General features: G+C 64.8%; 10 protein-coding genes and 1 pseudogene. 6 read left to right on the top strand and 5 right to left on the bottom strand.

Features of this window, described 5'->3' with window-relative positions:
- The first annotated feature begins 289 nt into the window (after window positions 1-289).
- Window positions 290-2,638: an NADP-dependent malic enzyme gene (locus AC30NL_RS10275; RefSeq protein WP_489463903.1), complete on the top strand. Its 2,349-nt coding sequence runs from the start codon at window positions 290-292 to the stop codon at window positions 2,636-2,638.
- A gap of 64 nt (window positions 2,639-2,702) precedes the next feature.
- Here AC30NL_RS10275 and AC30NL_RS10280 read toward each other — a convergent pair whose 3' ends face one another.
- On the bottom strand, window positions 2,703-3,410 hold the full coding sequence (locus tag AC30NL_RS10280) for a hypothetical protein (protein WP_489463904.1): 708 nt from the start codon (window positions 3,408-3,410) through the stop codon (window positions 2,703-2,705).
- A gap of 389 nt (window positions 3,411-3,799) precedes the next feature.
- On the opposite strand from AC30NL_RS10280, the gene AC30NL_RS10285 reads away from it, so the two are divergent.
- From AC30NL_RS10285 to AC30NL_RS10305, 5 genes and pseudogenes are all read left to right on the top strand, one after another.
- A complete protein-coding gene (locus AC30NL_RS10285; RefSeq protein WP_489463905.1) occupies window positions 3,800-4,255 on the top strand; it encodes a GNAT family N-acetyltransferase in 456 nt (151 codons plus the stop codon).
- Window positions 4,256-4,353: 98 nt separating this feature from the next.
- Window positions 4,354-5,328, top strand: a complete 975-nt coding sequence (locus AC30NL_RS10290; RefSeq protein ID WP_489463906.1) for an ABC transporter ATP-binding protein — start codon at window positions 4,354-4,356, stop codon at window positions 5,326-5,328.
- Window positions 5,325-6,086, top strand: a complete 762-nt coding sequence (locus AC30NL_RS10295) for an ABC transporter permease (protein ID WP_489463907.1) — start codon at window positions 5,325-5,327, stop codon at window positions 6,084-6,086. Before AC30NL_RS10290 ends, AC30NL_RS10295 begins: the two co-directional genes overlap by 4 nt.
- A gap of 83 nt (window positions 6,087-6,169) precedes the next feature.
- A pseudogene (locus AC30NL_RS10300) lies at window positions 6,170-6,845 on the top strand (helix-turn-helix transcriptional regulator).
- Window positions 6,846-7,155: 310 nt separating this feature from the next.
- Window positions 7,156-7,392, top strand: a complete 237-nt coding sequence (locus AC30NL_RS10305) for a hypothetical protein (RefSeq protein WP_489463908.1) — start codon at window positions 7,156-7,158, stop codon at window positions 7,390-7,392.
- Window positions 7,393-7,450: 58 nt separating this feature from the next.
- Here the strand turns inward: AC30NL_RS10305 and AC30NL_RS10310 are convergent, their stop codons facing one another.
- The 4 genes from AC30NL_RS10310 to tssL are packed head-to-tail and all read right to left on the bottom strand — an operon-like array spanning window position 7,451 to window position 14,415.
- Window positions 7,451-8,992: a caspase family protein gene (locus tag AC30NL_RS10310; RefSeq protein WP_489463909.1), complete on the bottom strand. Its 1,542-nt coding sequence runs from the start codon at window positions 8,990-8,992 to the stop codon at window positions 7,451-7,453.
- The gene (tagF, locus tag AC30NL_RS10315; RefSeq protein WP_489463910.1) at window positions 8,989-9,615 is read right to left on the bottom strand and encodes a type VI secretion system-associated protein TagF; all 627 of its coding nucleotides are present in this window, start codon (window positions 9,613-9,615) and stop codon (window positions 8,989-8,991) included. Before tagF ends, AC30NL_RS10310 begins: the two co-directional genes overlap by 4 nt.
- The gene (gene tssM / locus AC30NL_RS10320) at window positions 9,597-13,070 is read right to left on the bottom strand and encodes a type VI secretion system membrane subunit TssM (protein ID WP_489463911.1); all 3,474 of its coding nucleotides are present in this window, start codon (window positions 13,068-13,070) and stop codon (window positions 9,597-9,599) included. Before tssM ends, tagF begins: the two co-directional genes overlap by 19 nt.
- 4 nt (window positions 13,071-13,074) lie before the next feature.
- The gene (gene tssL, locus AC30NL_RS10325) at window positions 13,075-14,415 is read right to left on the bottom strand and encodes a type VI secretion system protein TssL, long form (protein WP_489463912.1); all 1,341 of its coding nucleotides are present in this window, start codon (window positions 14,413-14,415) and stop codon (window positions 13,075-13,077) included.
- Window positions 14,416-14,560: the final 145 nt, after the last annotated feature.

Genomic DNA, 14,560 nt, shown 5'->3' on the forward strand with positions numbered 1-14,560 from the left:
AAGCGCAGCCATAGCCCGGGCTATGGCGAGCATTTGCAACGACGAGCAGGGGTCTTTTGACGTGATGAGCGGGCATGATCGAAATACTCTCAGCCTCTCAGCCCGAACGGGCATGGGTGCGGTCCGAACGAACGTTGGGATGTCATCCCATGCCACATCCCAAGCACATCGACAGCGACGAAAGTCATCGCCGGATGTGGACGGCCCGAATGCCACAGGCGGCACAGCAGACGCACAATGTTCAAAATCGGCGCGCACGGGCGCGCCTGCCCCAAAAGGAGACATCGAAATGTCCGCATCCACTCCCCGCGATTCCCAGGCCGAACCCACTCGCAAGCCCAAGGCCGCACTGTCTGCTGCCGAGCAAGCCCTGTGCGACGCCGCACTCGAATACCACCGCTCACCGGTGCGCGGCAAGATCGCCGTCAAGCCGACCAAGCCCCTGTCCAATCAGCGCGATCTGTCGCTGGCCTACTCGCCGGGTGTGGCTTATGCATGCCTCGCGATCGAGGAAGACCCTTCGCTCGCAGCGGACTTCACTTCGCGCGGCAACTTGGTCGGCGTCGTCACCAACGGTACGGCAGTGCTGGGCCTGGGCGACATTGGCCCGCTGGCCGGCAAGCCAGTCATGGAAGGCAAAGGTTGCCTCTTCCAGAAGTTCGCCGGCATCGACGTGTTCGACATCGAACTCGCCGAGCGCGACCCGGACAAGCTGGTGGACATCATTGCCGCGCTCGAGCCCACGCTGGGTGGCGTGAATCTTGAGGACATCAAGGCGCCAGAGTGCTTCTACATAGAGAGGAAGCTGCGCGAGCGCATGAACATTCCGGTCTTCCACGATGACCAGCACGGCACGGCCATCATCTCGGCGGCCGCGTTATTGAACGGGCTGGAGCTGGTGGGCAAGAAGATCGGCGAGGTCAAGATCGCGGTGTCCGGCGCGGGCGCGGCGGCCATTGCCTGCCTCGACCTGATGGTCGAGCTGGGCGTGAAGCGCGACAACATCTTCGTGTGTGACTCCAAGGGTGTGATCCACGATCGGCGCGAAGACAAGCTCGATGAATCGAAGAAGCGCTACGTGCAGAAGACCTCGGCGCGCACGCTCGCCGACGTGATGGAAAGTGCGGACGTGCTGCTGGGCTGCTCGGCCGCTGGCGCAGTGACGCAGGCAATGGTGAAGAGCATGGGGCCCAAGCCCATCATCCTCGCGCTGGCCAACCCGGAGCCGGAGATCAGGCCGGAACTCGCGAAGGAAGTGCGGCCCGACTGCATCATCGCTACCGGCCGCTCAGACTACCCGAACCAGGTCAACAACGTCCTGTGCTTCCCCTACATCTTCCGCGGTGCGCTCGACTGCGGCGCGACGCGCATCACCGAGGCGATGAAGATCGCGTGCGTGCGCGAGATCGCTGACTTGGCGAAGGCGGAGATCAGCGCGGAAGTGGCAAGCGCCTACGCCGGCCGCGAGTTGCGCTTCGGGCCCGAGTACCTGATTCCAACGCCCTTTGATTCGCGGCTCATCCTGCGCATCGCGCCCGCTGTCGCGAAGGCGGCTGTCGCAAGCGGCGTGGCAACACGGCCGATCGAAGACCTGGAGGCCTATCGCCAATCGCTGACCCGATTCGTGACGCACACCGGCATGTTCATGCGGCCGGTGTTCACTGCAGCGCGGCAGGCGCCCAAGCGAATCGTGTACGCCGAAGGCGAAGATGAGCGCGTTCTGCGGGCAGTGCAAATCGCCATTGACGAAGGGCTGGTCAAGCCCATCCTCGTCGGGCGTCCGGCGGTGATTGCGTCACGAATCGAACGCGCAGGCTTGCGACTCGAAGCGGGCCGCGACTATGAAGTCACCAACCCTGAAGACGACACGCGCTTCCGCCAGTATTGGGAGGCCTACCACCGGATGAACGCACGCGATGGCGTGACGCCCGACATGGCCAAGGCGACGCTTCGCCGGTCCAACACCACCATCGCCGCGATGATGGTTCGACTCGGCGACGCCGACGGCATGCTGTGCGGGCTGGTCGGCCGCTTCGACGGGCACTTCGGCCATGTGCGCGAAGTCATCGGCCTGGGTGAAAGCTCGCGCGTCTTCGCCGCCGTGAACGCGCTCATGCTCGACAAGCACACGCTTTTCATCGCCGACACTTTCGTCAACGACGACCCCACCGCGGAAGAACTTGCCGAGATCGCCGCGATGGCAGTGGAGGAAGTTCAACGCTTCGGCGTGACGCCCAGGGTCGCGTTCCTGTCGCATTCAATGTATGGCAGCAGCAAGCGCGCCTCGGCACTCAAGATGCGTGCGGCGCGCGACCTCTTCGTCAAGCGCATGCCCGAAATCGAAGCCGACGGCGAATTGCAGGGCGATGCGGCCTTGAGCGAAGAGGTGCGGCAGCGCTTCCTGCCCGAGGCGACGCTCTCAGGTGCGGCCAACGTGCTGATCCTGCCTAACCTCGACGCGGCGAACATCCTGTTCAACGTGCTGAAGATGACGGGCGGGCAAGGTGTGACGGTGGGACCAATCCTGCTCGGTGCATCCGCGCCGGTCCACATCCTGACTCCATCCGCCACGGTGCGACGTGTGGTGAACATGACAGCATTGGCGGTTGCCGACGCAAGCGCGCGGGCAAGGGTGTAACCCCGGGCGGCGGGGTTCAGCAGAATCCCGCCCCATGACCCGCGCCAAGCGCGCTCTCAGCCTCTCAGATTGTCGTCAACGAGCTTTCCGAGCGCCAAGCCGCCTTCACTGCGTTGTGCGTGAGGCTGCGTGCAATCTCGACCGGCATGGCTCGGCTGGGCGCGGCACAGCCCACGTGATACATCCACGCCGCCAAGACCGGATTGCGGCCGGCAAGGGCCTTCCAGCTCGAACGCCAGCAGCGCGAGAGATCGGAGTACGGCAACAGCGTCGGTTCGTGGCTTCGCTCGGTGTCGTCGCCCGGATGCGGATCGAACACCTTGCCGAGGTCAAAAAGAAAGGCCGTGGCGGAGCACACCTGCTCCAGTTCATCGAGCACCGGCGGCAGCGGTTCGAAGCTGCCCGGTGTGTGGCAGGGGTTCATTGCCACTTCGGCCGCAGTGATGCTGGCTTCGAGCAGCCCGTAGGCGCCGTTGTGGTGGTCGACGGCAGCAGGCTGCACGAGAAAGTTGTCGAGGTTGCCCGTGTGGCGCAGGGCCTGCGCAATAAAGGTCTGCAGGTCGGTTGACCAGCGCCCGCACAAGGCTGCCCAGCGGTACACAAGGCTGGGCGGAACGCGCAGGTAAGCGAGGCTGCCGGCGTTGACTCGCATGATCAGCTCTTGCAGAGCATGATCGTCGACGCCCTTGACGGCCGGCACGATGAAGCCGGAAATCGGCAGCAACTCCGCGGGCATCACACCCCGGGACAGGTCAGGCACATGGGAATTCAATCGAGCCTCGCTTCACCACATAACGTATTTCGTATTTTGGGTGCAGAGCAGGAAATCGAGCCGTGTAAAAGAGGCCAATGCCGGCCCTATTTCTCGCCAGGGCCTGGCTCGTGATCGACGGCAAGGCGCGAGGCGGGTGCGATTCAAACTGATGTGAAGTCATCAACACCCGTTCGCCCTGACCCTTCGACGGGCTCAGGACGGGGTACGCCTGACGGCGTATCGAAGGGCCTGTGCGGTGTCCGCAACCTGAAGCGTACACATCAGTTTGAATCGCACCCGCGCGAGGCTGGCTACTCGCGATCAATGCCCCTGTCGATTGGAGGATTCAGTTCAGTCGGCATCTGGTGCAGTGTTGCCCTACTAGGACTAGGCCTCAAAATCCTCCCATGACCATCCGCACCCGAGTCGCTGTCGCATCAGATCACCACGCCATTGCCGTGCTCTTCGATGCATATCGTCAGTTCTATGAGCAGCCACCCAATCTCCAACAAGCAATGAACTTCATCGGTGAGCGTCTGCGCAATGGCGACTCGGTCCTGATAGTTGCCGAGGACGAGCGCATTGCGCCTATAGGTTTCTGCCAGCTTTACCCGAGTTTCTGTTCGATAGAGGCAATGCCGATCTACGTCCTCTCGGACTTGTACGTGCAGCAGAACAATCGCCAACACGGCGCTGGTAAGGCACTGCTCCTGGCAGCCGAGCGGCATGCGGTCGCCAATGGTCGGGGCAAGATGGAATTGACAACCGCACGAACGAACAAGACTGCGCAGGCTGCATACGAGTCCCTCGGGTGGCAGAGAGATGAAGTCTTCTTTGGCTATGGCAAGCGAGTCGAGGCCTGATCGGGTAGCTGGAGGTATCAGAAAGCGAAACCGCCGCGCTGTGCGGAGCTGAGTGACCTCAAGCAACGCGTTCTTCTTCCTCGGGCTATCCTCTGTGCATGCCCAATATCCTCGCCGTCGATTCGGTTTCGAAGACTTACGCCAGCGGCCTGACCGCGCTGCACCACATCGACCTGAACATCCGCCGGGGCGAGATCTTCGCCTTGCTGGGCCCCAACGGCGCGGGCAAGACCACACTCATCAGCATTGTCTGCGGCATCGTCAACGCAAGCAGCGGCAGCGTTCGCGTGGACGGCCACGACATCCGGCGCGACTGGCGCGCGGCGCGCGAGTTGATCGGCCTGGTGCCGCAAGAGCTGACCACGGATGCGTTCGAGACTGTGCTTGCGACGGTCAGCTTCAGCCGCGGCCTGTTCGGCAAGCCGGCAGACCCTGGCCACATCGAACGGGTGCTGCGTTCACTGTCGCTTTGGGATAAACGCGATAGCAAGATCGTGACACTCAGCGGCGGCATGAAGCGCCGCTTGCTGATCGCCAAGGCGCTGTCGCACGAGCCGCAGGTGTTGTTCCTGGATGAGCCTACCGCGGGCGTGGACGTCACGCTGCGTCGCGAAATGTGGGCCCTGGTGCGCGGCCTGCGTGAGACCGGCGTGACCGTGATTCTGACCACGCACTACATCGAGGAAGCCGAAGAGATGGCCGACCGCGTCGGCGTCATCAGCAAAGGTCGGCTGATCCTGGTTGAGGACAAGAAGGTGCTGATGCACAAGCTGGGTCGCAAGCAGTTGACCCTGGCTTTGCAACAGCCGCTGGCAATGGTGCCCGCATTGCAGGGCGTTGCGGCCGGCGCGCTGGCACTGGCCAAGGACGGCCACGAACTCGTCTACACATACGACAGCGACCAGGAGCGCACTGGCATCGCGGAGGTGTTGCTGGCGCTGAGCCAGGCCGGAATCGCGTTCAGGGACTTGCAGACGACGCAGAGTTCGCTGGAGGACATCTTTGTCAGCTTGATTGAGGGCAGCGCATTTGAGACCGTGGCAGCCCGCACCACCGCAGGAGTTGCAGCATGAACCTGCATGCAGTGCGCGCGATTTACAGCTTCGAGATGGCGCGCACGCGCCGCACGCTGATGCAGAGCGTGATCTCGCCGGTGGTGTCCACGTCGCTGTATTTCGTCGTCTTCGGCGCGGCCATCGGATCGCGGATCCAGAGCGTGGGAGGCGTCAGCTATGGCGCTTTCATCGTGCCCGGACTGATCATGCTGTCGCTGCTGACGCAGAGCGTGTCCAACGCATCCTTCGGAATCTACTTCCCACGTTTCAGCGGCACGATTTACGAGCTGCTGTCGGCGCCCGTGTCTGCCTTCGAGACGGTGCTGGGATACGTCGGGGCGGCCGCCACGAAGTCGATCGTGCTGGGCCTGATCATCCTGGCGACGGCGGGGCTGTTCGTGCCACTGCAGATCTTGCACCCGGTCTGGATGCTGCTTTTCCTGGTGCTGACCTCGCTGACCTTCAGCCTGGTCGGATTCATCATCGGCCTGTGGGCTGACGGCTTCGAGAAGCTGCAGGTGGTGCCACTCTTGATCATCACGCCGCTGACCTTTCTGGGTGGCAGCTTTTATTCGATCGACATGCTGCCACCGGCGTGGCAGAAGATGGCGCTTATCAATCCGGTCGTTTATCTCGTCAGCGGATTCCGTTGGAGCTTCTACGGCCACGCGGACGTGGCTGTTGGCATCAGCTTGGGCATGACGCTGCTGTTTCTCATGGCCTCGCTGGCGATCGTGGTCTGGATCTTCAGGACCGGCTGGCGACTGAAGGCCTGAAGGCGGAATCGACATTGGTTCCGGCTGACAAATTGGTCAATGAAATGACCAAAAGTTGCCATTTTGGTTAATATACTGACCATATGAACGCTTCTGAAATGACCTCCGTTTTGGACCGCCAACTGCTCCTGCAGCTGGGCGACCGGCTTAAGCGCCTGCGCAAAGCACAGGGGTGGGGAACGGCTGACATGGCAGCGCGCGTGGGGATCACACGCAACACTTTGCGGGCCGTCGAGTCCGGCGACCCGGCGCCCTCCATGGGGACCTACCTGCGGGTCATGTCTGCCCTGGGCGTCAGCGGCGAACTGGCCCTGCTGGCCGGTGACACTGCAACCGCCGCCCCCAGGGTCCGCCGCGGCGCAATCCAGGCGCGGGCGGCCCGTCGTGCAGGTGCTGGTATCGGCGCAGGACGGTCGACACAGGGCGCAGGACCTGCAAAGTTTGATGCTGCACGAAGAGGCCGTGCGTCTCGCCCGTATCAACCCGGCCCTGGTGCAGCAGGCCATGGATACGGTGGAGCGCTGGCTCAGTACTGGAGATTCGCGCTCCAGCGGCTTGTGGCGAGAGTGGCAAGAGATCCTGCGTAAGGGCACGTGGCGCAAGGTGCTCGGCCGCACCCGGCGTGCCCAGGAGCTTCGGCAAGCCTCGCCGCTCGCCACCGTGCTGCCGAACAACGTGCGCCAGAGCATCCTGGCCCAGGTGCATGGACTCAAGAAGGGCGTCGTGCTGGGCGACGCCAGCAGCCCGGAGCTTCCATGACGCGCGAAGAGCTTGAACACGTCATCCGCGCCAGCGCCGACGTGACCGACCAGTACGAGTTCATCATCATCGGCAGCCAGTCGATCCTCGGCCCCGTGCCCAACCCGGAAGAAGTCTTCACGATGTCGGCCGAGGCGGATATCTACCCGCTTCACGCCCCGGAGCTGGCTGAGAAGATCGTGGAGAGGGCTCGCAATTCCACGAGACCAACGGCTACTACGCCCAGGGCGTTGGGCCCGACACCGCCATCCTGCCGAGTGGCTGGCTACAGCGTGTGCACCGGGTCCAGAACAGCAATACGAATGACCGAGTGGGCTACTGCCTGGACGTGGTGGACCTCTTCATGTCCAAGGCCGCGGCAGGGCGGGACAAGGACCGTGAGTTCTGCATGGCGATGCTCAAGCACGCCTACGTCAACCCGGCCCAGGTACTGGAGTTGGTGCCCCAAATGCCTCTGGGCGATGAGGAGCAGCGCAAGCTGCGAGCAACCATCCGCCGCTGGGCCAAGAACTTGCGCGAGGCTGGCCATCCCATCCCCGAGGAGTGAATCTAACGATTTGCGCCCTCATCGCGCGGCCCGCCTCCACCGCGCAGTGAAGTCAATTTCAGTTCAACCGGAACTCGACCAATTCAAAGCTCGTCGATTCCCGCAGGTCATTTCCCACACGCGTGGAGACCGTGTACTTGACTGTGCGTTTGACTTGCGGTGCATACCAGATCACGTGCTCGCTCACGACCGATCCGCTGCGTGCTGCACCGCGCGATGCTGACTGGCCGCGCAGCGCCACCTTGATCGCTTTGAAACGCCCCGCAGCGACGACCACGTCTTCCTCGCCTTCGATGCGCACCCGCAGCGGCACCAGAGCCTGCTCGACGCGCCTGGCTTGATCTGGGATCGCCTGCCCGGGACGCAGCCCGCCCGCCGCGAGCAAATACGGTGAGAACTCAGGTGGCGTCAATGTCCACCCCGGCATGGCGTTGAAGCCTGGTTCCAGTGGCACGAGGGTTGTGCGCAGCTTTGCGTCGGAGGTCGTAGACCATGTTTCGGCGACGCCTTCGGCTGTCACGCCGTCGACCTTGGCGGTCAGGAACAGATCGCCGATGCGAAACTGGTCCTGCACGCGGTATCGCCAGGTGTCGCCGACGTGGGGCAGCGCGTCTGTTCGCGAGGCAGGGCCTGTGGGTGTTGGCGCGGGCGCCGTGAATGCCGCCACACGTGTCTGTGCGAGCGAGGTGAAACGGCCGTTCGGATACTGCCGCAGATAGGCACGGTATTCATCGGCGCGCGTCGACGCCTGGATGCTGTTCCAGAACGCCAGTTCGCCGGCGGCTTCCACGTCACCCGTTGAGCTGGCCGTCGTCGGCACGGCACCCGGCACGAATGCGAACTCGCCTTGCAAGGATGAGCTTTCCCAAGGAACCTGCACCTGACGCGTGTCGCGCACCACGCCTTCACGCACTCGCTTGAACACATGCTCGACGGGCAGACCCGGCGTGAGCAGATGCTGTGCGAGATGCGTCGCATACAGACTGTTGGCGCCGGCACCATCGGCCGCCAGCTTGCCCGGCGCAGTCGCGTAGGCGAGCAGCGTGCCGAGCGGCGCATCCATCTGGGCCAGGCCCTGTACTTTCGCGCCGCCCTTGCCGCTGAACGGGTTGTTGCGACAGGCGTCGAGAATGACGATATTGACTCGACTGCGCGCAGCCGACATGCGGCCGAGGATGAATCCGATGTCCAGCCCGGCAATCGGAATCTCGTCTTCGCTTCGTATCTCGGCATCGACTGGAATCAGATAGTTGTGGTCTCGCAATTGCAGGCCGTGGCCCGCGTAATAGACCACAGCAATCGTGTTCTCACCGAGCTGCTTGCCGAACTCTCTCATGGCGTCGATGAGGCCTGCACGATCGAGGTTCTCGTGCAGTGCGACGACAAAGCCCGATTTGCGCAGCGCCTGGGCAATCAGCCGGGCATCATTGACGGGGTTGTCTAGCGGATCGTTGCGATAGGCCGCATTGCCGATGACCAGCGCAAGCCGTTCTTCAGTGACCGTGAGCCCGCGCATGCGTTCGGCCGCCACTGCGGGCACGGCCAGCGCCAGACACAGCATGAGCGTCACCGCGACGATCCGGCGTGGCCTTGGCTTCATGCCTCACCCGCCATCATCGACACGAGGGCTGTGGCCGGCGGCATGGCATCAAAGCAGAGGAAGTCCGATTCCTCATTGGCTCGATCGGTATCGTCGCACCACCACACGGTGGCGTTGCCGCTGGGGAAGGCGCTCAGCAAGCGATTCGCGAGTTGCCGTGTCGCACCGTCAGCCGCGCGAGCGTCGGGCTGCGCGATCTGGGACAGGCCCTGCTCCAGGTCATCGATGGTGAAGTTCACATCGAGCACCTGGCGCGCAAGCATGTCGACAGACCGGAACCAGTCGCGCGCGGCCAGCGCGGCGGCGAGCGTCTCCATGGGCTGCACGATGGTCAGCGGGAAATGCCGGCCGACGTGGTCAACGCTGGGCATCATGAGGCCCGCCCAGCCAGGTTTGCCAAGCACGCCTGGAGCGAGCCAGAAGCGTCGAATCGGCGCGACGAGGTAGCCCGCAAGCCAGGCCGCGCCGAGTTCCGCCCGTGCCATCGCCAAGCCTTGCTCCAGCCACCGGTCCCATTCCTGGATGAAGCCGTTGGACAAACGCCGCGACACGAAGTCGCCCACGTTCGGCAGCTTGCCGAACCAGCCCGGCGCGACGGAACGGCTCAAAAGCGCGTCGGACATTGGAATTGCTCCAGATCCCGGCGAAGCACCGGGTTGAGCGGCGTCGAACTCTTTACTTCAAAGCGCGCCTTGTGGCCTTCGACATCGAACACCAGTTGCGCTCGATCAGGCGATGCGCCGGGTTCCACGCGCACCCGATCGAGCAAATGGAACAGCGCCCAAGGTCCTTCGAACACGTGGCCCGGCCCGGCGCCGCCGCCCGCCCGCACGAGCTGCAGATGCACTCTACCCGTCTGGCCAGCGCCCGGCCATTGCAGGCTTTGCGGCGCCTGTGCACCGGGACGAAATCGCAGCACCTGTCCGTCGACATCGAGCGTGAATTCGCCCGCTCCTGCGTCGAGTTCAACGAGCCGAAACTCCAGCCGCGTGCCGAGCTGGCGCCCGCCGTCGCGAAAGAAGGCCTCGCGAATCGCCTGGGCGCGCTGGAATTGCTGCAGCGATTCAGGCGTTTCGCCGCGGCCACTCGCCCCTGGCTTGCGGTAGGCCCAAGGCCGTGCCGAGGTGTCGACATACGCCACCAGATTGCGCTGAAAGAACCCGTCGACCAGGCCACCAGCCCCGAAGGTGCGTGCAAAGTCTTCGCGAGACATTTCTTCACGAGCGTCTCGAGACAGCGGGTAGCGACTGGCCGTGACGCGGCTGCAGGCGGGTGCGAACTCGTTGGCCATCCTGGCGTCCAAGGGTTCGCGCACGACCGCGAAGACCTGGGCCCCGCTCGCCGCGGCCATCTGCAGCAGCATGCTGCGCACCGGCTCGGGTGCGCTTTGTGCCGCGACCTGCAGTTCGGCCACGACATCGCTGGCGGGGGGCAGCGTTTTGCGTTTCACCGCATCCTCGATCACGGCCAATTGCACGGCCAGCTTGCCGAGCAGCGCGCGCAAGTCGTCGAGCGCGGCGGGCTGGCCGACGAGGAAACGCTGGAGCGCATCGAAGCGGTTTTCGATGGTGGCATCGCTGCCTTGCGCTGACGTGCCGCTGGCCGACACCTGGGGCGTGTCAAGCGACACCTCGCGAACTGACGCGCGCAGCACTGCAATCAGCGGCGAATCCGGGCGCGCGAGCAGCTGCGCGAGCTCGGCGCTGCCCGCGAGGTCGGCCGTGGGGGCCAGGCGCAGGTCACCGATGAACTCGCCCCAGCGCGTCGCATAGTCCGCCAGATAGAGCCGCTGCACCTCGTCCGCCAGGGCTTGCTGGGCCGGCGCTGCAGCGGTGGCGGCAGGCGCGGTGCCCAGCACCCAGCTTTGCTCGCGGGCGAACTGCTGCAACACATCGTTCGTGCGTTCTCGCAGCGATTGCCGCCACACCGTGCGCGAGTAGAGGGCAGGCACGCCACTGCTCAACGGCTTGCCACTCGCCCGCACGAAGACGCGCCGCGCCGCGGGTCCGCCGACGGATTCCACCGTGAAGGCAGCGGTGCCTGCACCCAGGTCCATCTGCTTGAGCCGGTGGTAGGCACGCTGCGCAAGTGGCACGCTGCCCACGAGGCTGCGCGCGGTCGAGATGAGTCGTGGATCGGCATGCGACGGTGCCCCGACTTCGCCGCTTGCGAGAAGGCTGTCCAGGTGGCGGCGCAATGCCTCGCGCTGCTCTGGAAGCACTCCCGCCGGCAGCGTTGCGTCCCAGTCGGCGATCAAGTGGGACCGCAGTGCGGCTGCATCGAAGTTCTTGCCGCCGAACAGCATCAAGTAGGTCTTCAGGGTCTCGTAGATCAACTCGACGTGCTCGCGCTCGCCGGCGCGCAGCCGTTCTTCGAGGCGGGCGGCGACACGCGGCAGGAAAGCCTCGCGCAGCGCGCGCTCGTAGGAGTCGTGCGACGCCGCGACGAGCATGTCGCCGCGGCCCAGGCCCATGTCGAGCGCCAGGGGATTGGCGTGCGCACCGGACGGCCCGCCGAAGTCGCTCAGCACGTCGAGCACGGGCAGCAGCGCGACAGGATCGGTGGACGAGGTCGAGCGCGCCGCCGAGACATGGTGTTCGAGCGTGGGCAAGCGCTGCGCCGACGCGGCCAGCATGGTGCGGTTGACGTCATAGGCTCGCCACGACAGCGCGACCGCGGCTGCCACGGTGCACACCGTCGCTCCCACCACGCCCCATGCGAGCACGGCGCGACGGCGGCGCCAACGTAGATTTGTGCCGGCCAGGCCTGCTTCCGCGAACACCACGTCGCGCAGCAGTCGCGTCACGAAGAAGGTCTTGCCGCTGGGCCTCGCCGGAGGAACGATCTGGCTTGTCAGGCCCAGCGCACGCGCCAGTCCGCCGAGAGCGCGGTCCATCGGTGTGCCTTCCTGGGTGGCGCTGGTGAAGTAGACGCCGCGCAGCAGCGGACGCAGTTCTGGCCGCAGGTCGGCGAACATGGTCTGCAGGAAGTCGAACAGCGTCTGGCGAAGCAGGTGCCACTCCTGCGGGAAGGTATAGACCGCGCCGCGCCGTTCGCGGTCGCGCTCCCCCTGCAGCCGGTCCATGAGGCAGTCGTTGAGCCGCTTCTCCAAGGCCGCGAAGTCGCTCGCCATGCGCACCACCGGGCCGTCGCGGGTCGAGTCGTCCTGGTACGGGAAGGTCACGCCCCATACCTGCGAGCGCTCGTCCTTGTCGAAATCGGCGAAGAACTCCATGAAGCCGGCCAGCAGATCGGTCTTCGTGATGAGCACATAAACCGGGAAGGCGATACCGAGTTGGTTGTGCAGTTCTTCGATGCGTTCGCGCAGGGCGCCGGCATGGGCCTGCCGCCGCTCAGGGCTTGCGCCCAGCAGGTCGCTCACGCTGATGGTCAGCAGCACGCCGTTGATCGGGCGGCGCGGACGATAGCGTGCCAGGAGCTTTAAAAAGCCGAGCCACGCTGCGCGGTCGGCGGCGCGGTCGCTGTCGTGCGTGGTGTAGCGGCCGGCGGTGTCGATCAGCACAGCCTCGCTTGCGAACCACCAGTCGCAATTGCGCGTGCCGCCGATGCCGCGGATCACTTTCTCTCCGACTGCGTTCGCGAGCGGGAACTGCAGGCCCGAGTTGACCAGTGCCGTCGTTTTGCCCGCGCCGGGTGCGCCGATGATGATGTACCAGGGCAGTTCGTAGACGTAGGGGCGCCCCGCGAGCGCGGCAAGCCATGGGCGTTTGCCGCCGATGCGTGCCTGCCGCAGCACGGCCACCGCTTGCTCGAAGCGCTTGGTGATGACCTCGACTTCCTTCGCGCCGGGCGCGCTGGTGGCGGGCTCGTCGCGAGCAACCATGCCTTCAAGCAGGCGGCGATTGCGCCGCGCCGATTGCATGGTGCGCCATGCGGCATGCGACGCCATGGCGGCGGCCACGGCGACGATGGCCATCCACCGTGCCGGTTCGCCCGCCAAAGGAACGACACCTGCCACCGCGACGAGCGGACCGACGAACCACATCAGCGCGCCCGCCGCAAGCACGCCGACGGCCGTGAGCAGCGGCCGCATGAATGTGGGGGAGCTTCTTGTCATCGCTTCACTCGTCGGGCCGCAGCAGGCGCAGTTCAATGTCGATGCGCCGGTTGCGTGCACGTTCTGCAGCGCTGTTGTTGGGCAGGAGCGGCTCGGCGTCGGCGCGGCCCTCGGCACGCAGCCGTTCGGGGCGCGCTCCTTGTTGCACAAGGGCGGCTTGCACGGCTTGTGCGCGTTCGCGCGACAGATGCCAGTTGGACGGAAACTGCAGCGATGCCAACGGCGTGTTGTCTGTGTGGCCGATGACGGCGACTTGCCCGGGCATGTCTTTGAGTGCCTTTGCGATGCGGCCGAGCAGATCGAGCTGGCGAGGATCGACCTGTGCGCTTCCCGGAACGAACAATCTGTCAGCCGGCAGCGTGATGAGCGAGCGCAGCGCTTCGTCCTGCACCTGGATGGCGCCGCTCGCGATATCCGCTTGCAGCAAGGGTGCAAGGCGTGGTCCGGCGGCAGTCGCGGAACGCTCGCCGCGCAATGCGAGCGGCGCGGCGTGAATCTGCGTGAACAGCGGCTGCGACAGTTTTTCGAGACGCGAGTTCAGCACCAGCAGGACTGCGAGGACGATCACCGCGCCGATCGCCAGCAAGACCCACAAGGGCATCGCAGACACCTCGCGCGTGCCGTGCGTTTCGACACCCTGCCAACGCAGCGACAAGGTCCGCGTCGCTGCCGGGTCGCCAGTCGGGCGCATGGCATCGAGCACGCCTGCAGCGATCGCGTCGAGCTGCGCACGACCGCCGGGAACGCCGCGATAGCGGCCCTCGAAACCGAGCTCCAGGCACACATAGAACAACTCCAGGAGATCGGCGTTGTTCGCCGCGTCCTGGCCCAGACGCTCGAGCAATTGGAACGCCTTCTCGCCGCCCCAGCGTTCTTCGTGAAACTCCTGGAGCAAGTTGCGTTCGGCCCAGATGCCACCGTCGCCCCAAGGCGTTTGTGCGATCACCTCGTCGATGAAGCTGCACAGCACGTAGCGTGCGGCGGTGATCTTCGTCCGCGGCACGCCCCCAGCGGTGGCTAGCGCGTCGAACTCTCCAATGCACTGCAGTAATTTCACGCGCAGCGCAGCCGGATCATCGTGCTCCATCGTCGTGCGCAGCTTCGGAGCCAATGCCAAAAGCACCCCGGCCGCACCGAGCAGCGGGTTGACGCCGGCCACGAGGCGCTGCAGCTCGACGCCCGCGCTCGCGGCGGGAGTTCGCGGGCGGCCCGATCGTTTCGTGACCACAGTCGCCTGACCACCGGGGGCTGGCATCAGGATCGTTGGTTGATCCTGGATCAATGTGCGCTCGTCGACCGACATGGGCTGCGCCTCGGGTGCTTGGTTCAATTGACGGCGGTTCAAAGCTTGGCCCAGGCTTGCGGCGGCGTCAGAGGCTGAAATACTCTGCCTCTCAGAGGCTGAGAGTTTTTCGAGCGTGCCCGAGCAGCGCGTCAAAAGGCACCTGATCTAGGCGCAAAGCGCAGCCATAGCCCGGGCTATGGCGAGC

This window comes from Rhizobacter sp., assembly GCA_021153565.1.
Taxonomy (GTDB): Bacteria; Pseudomonadota; Gammaproteobacteria; order Burkholderiales; family Burkholderiaceae_C; genus Albitalea.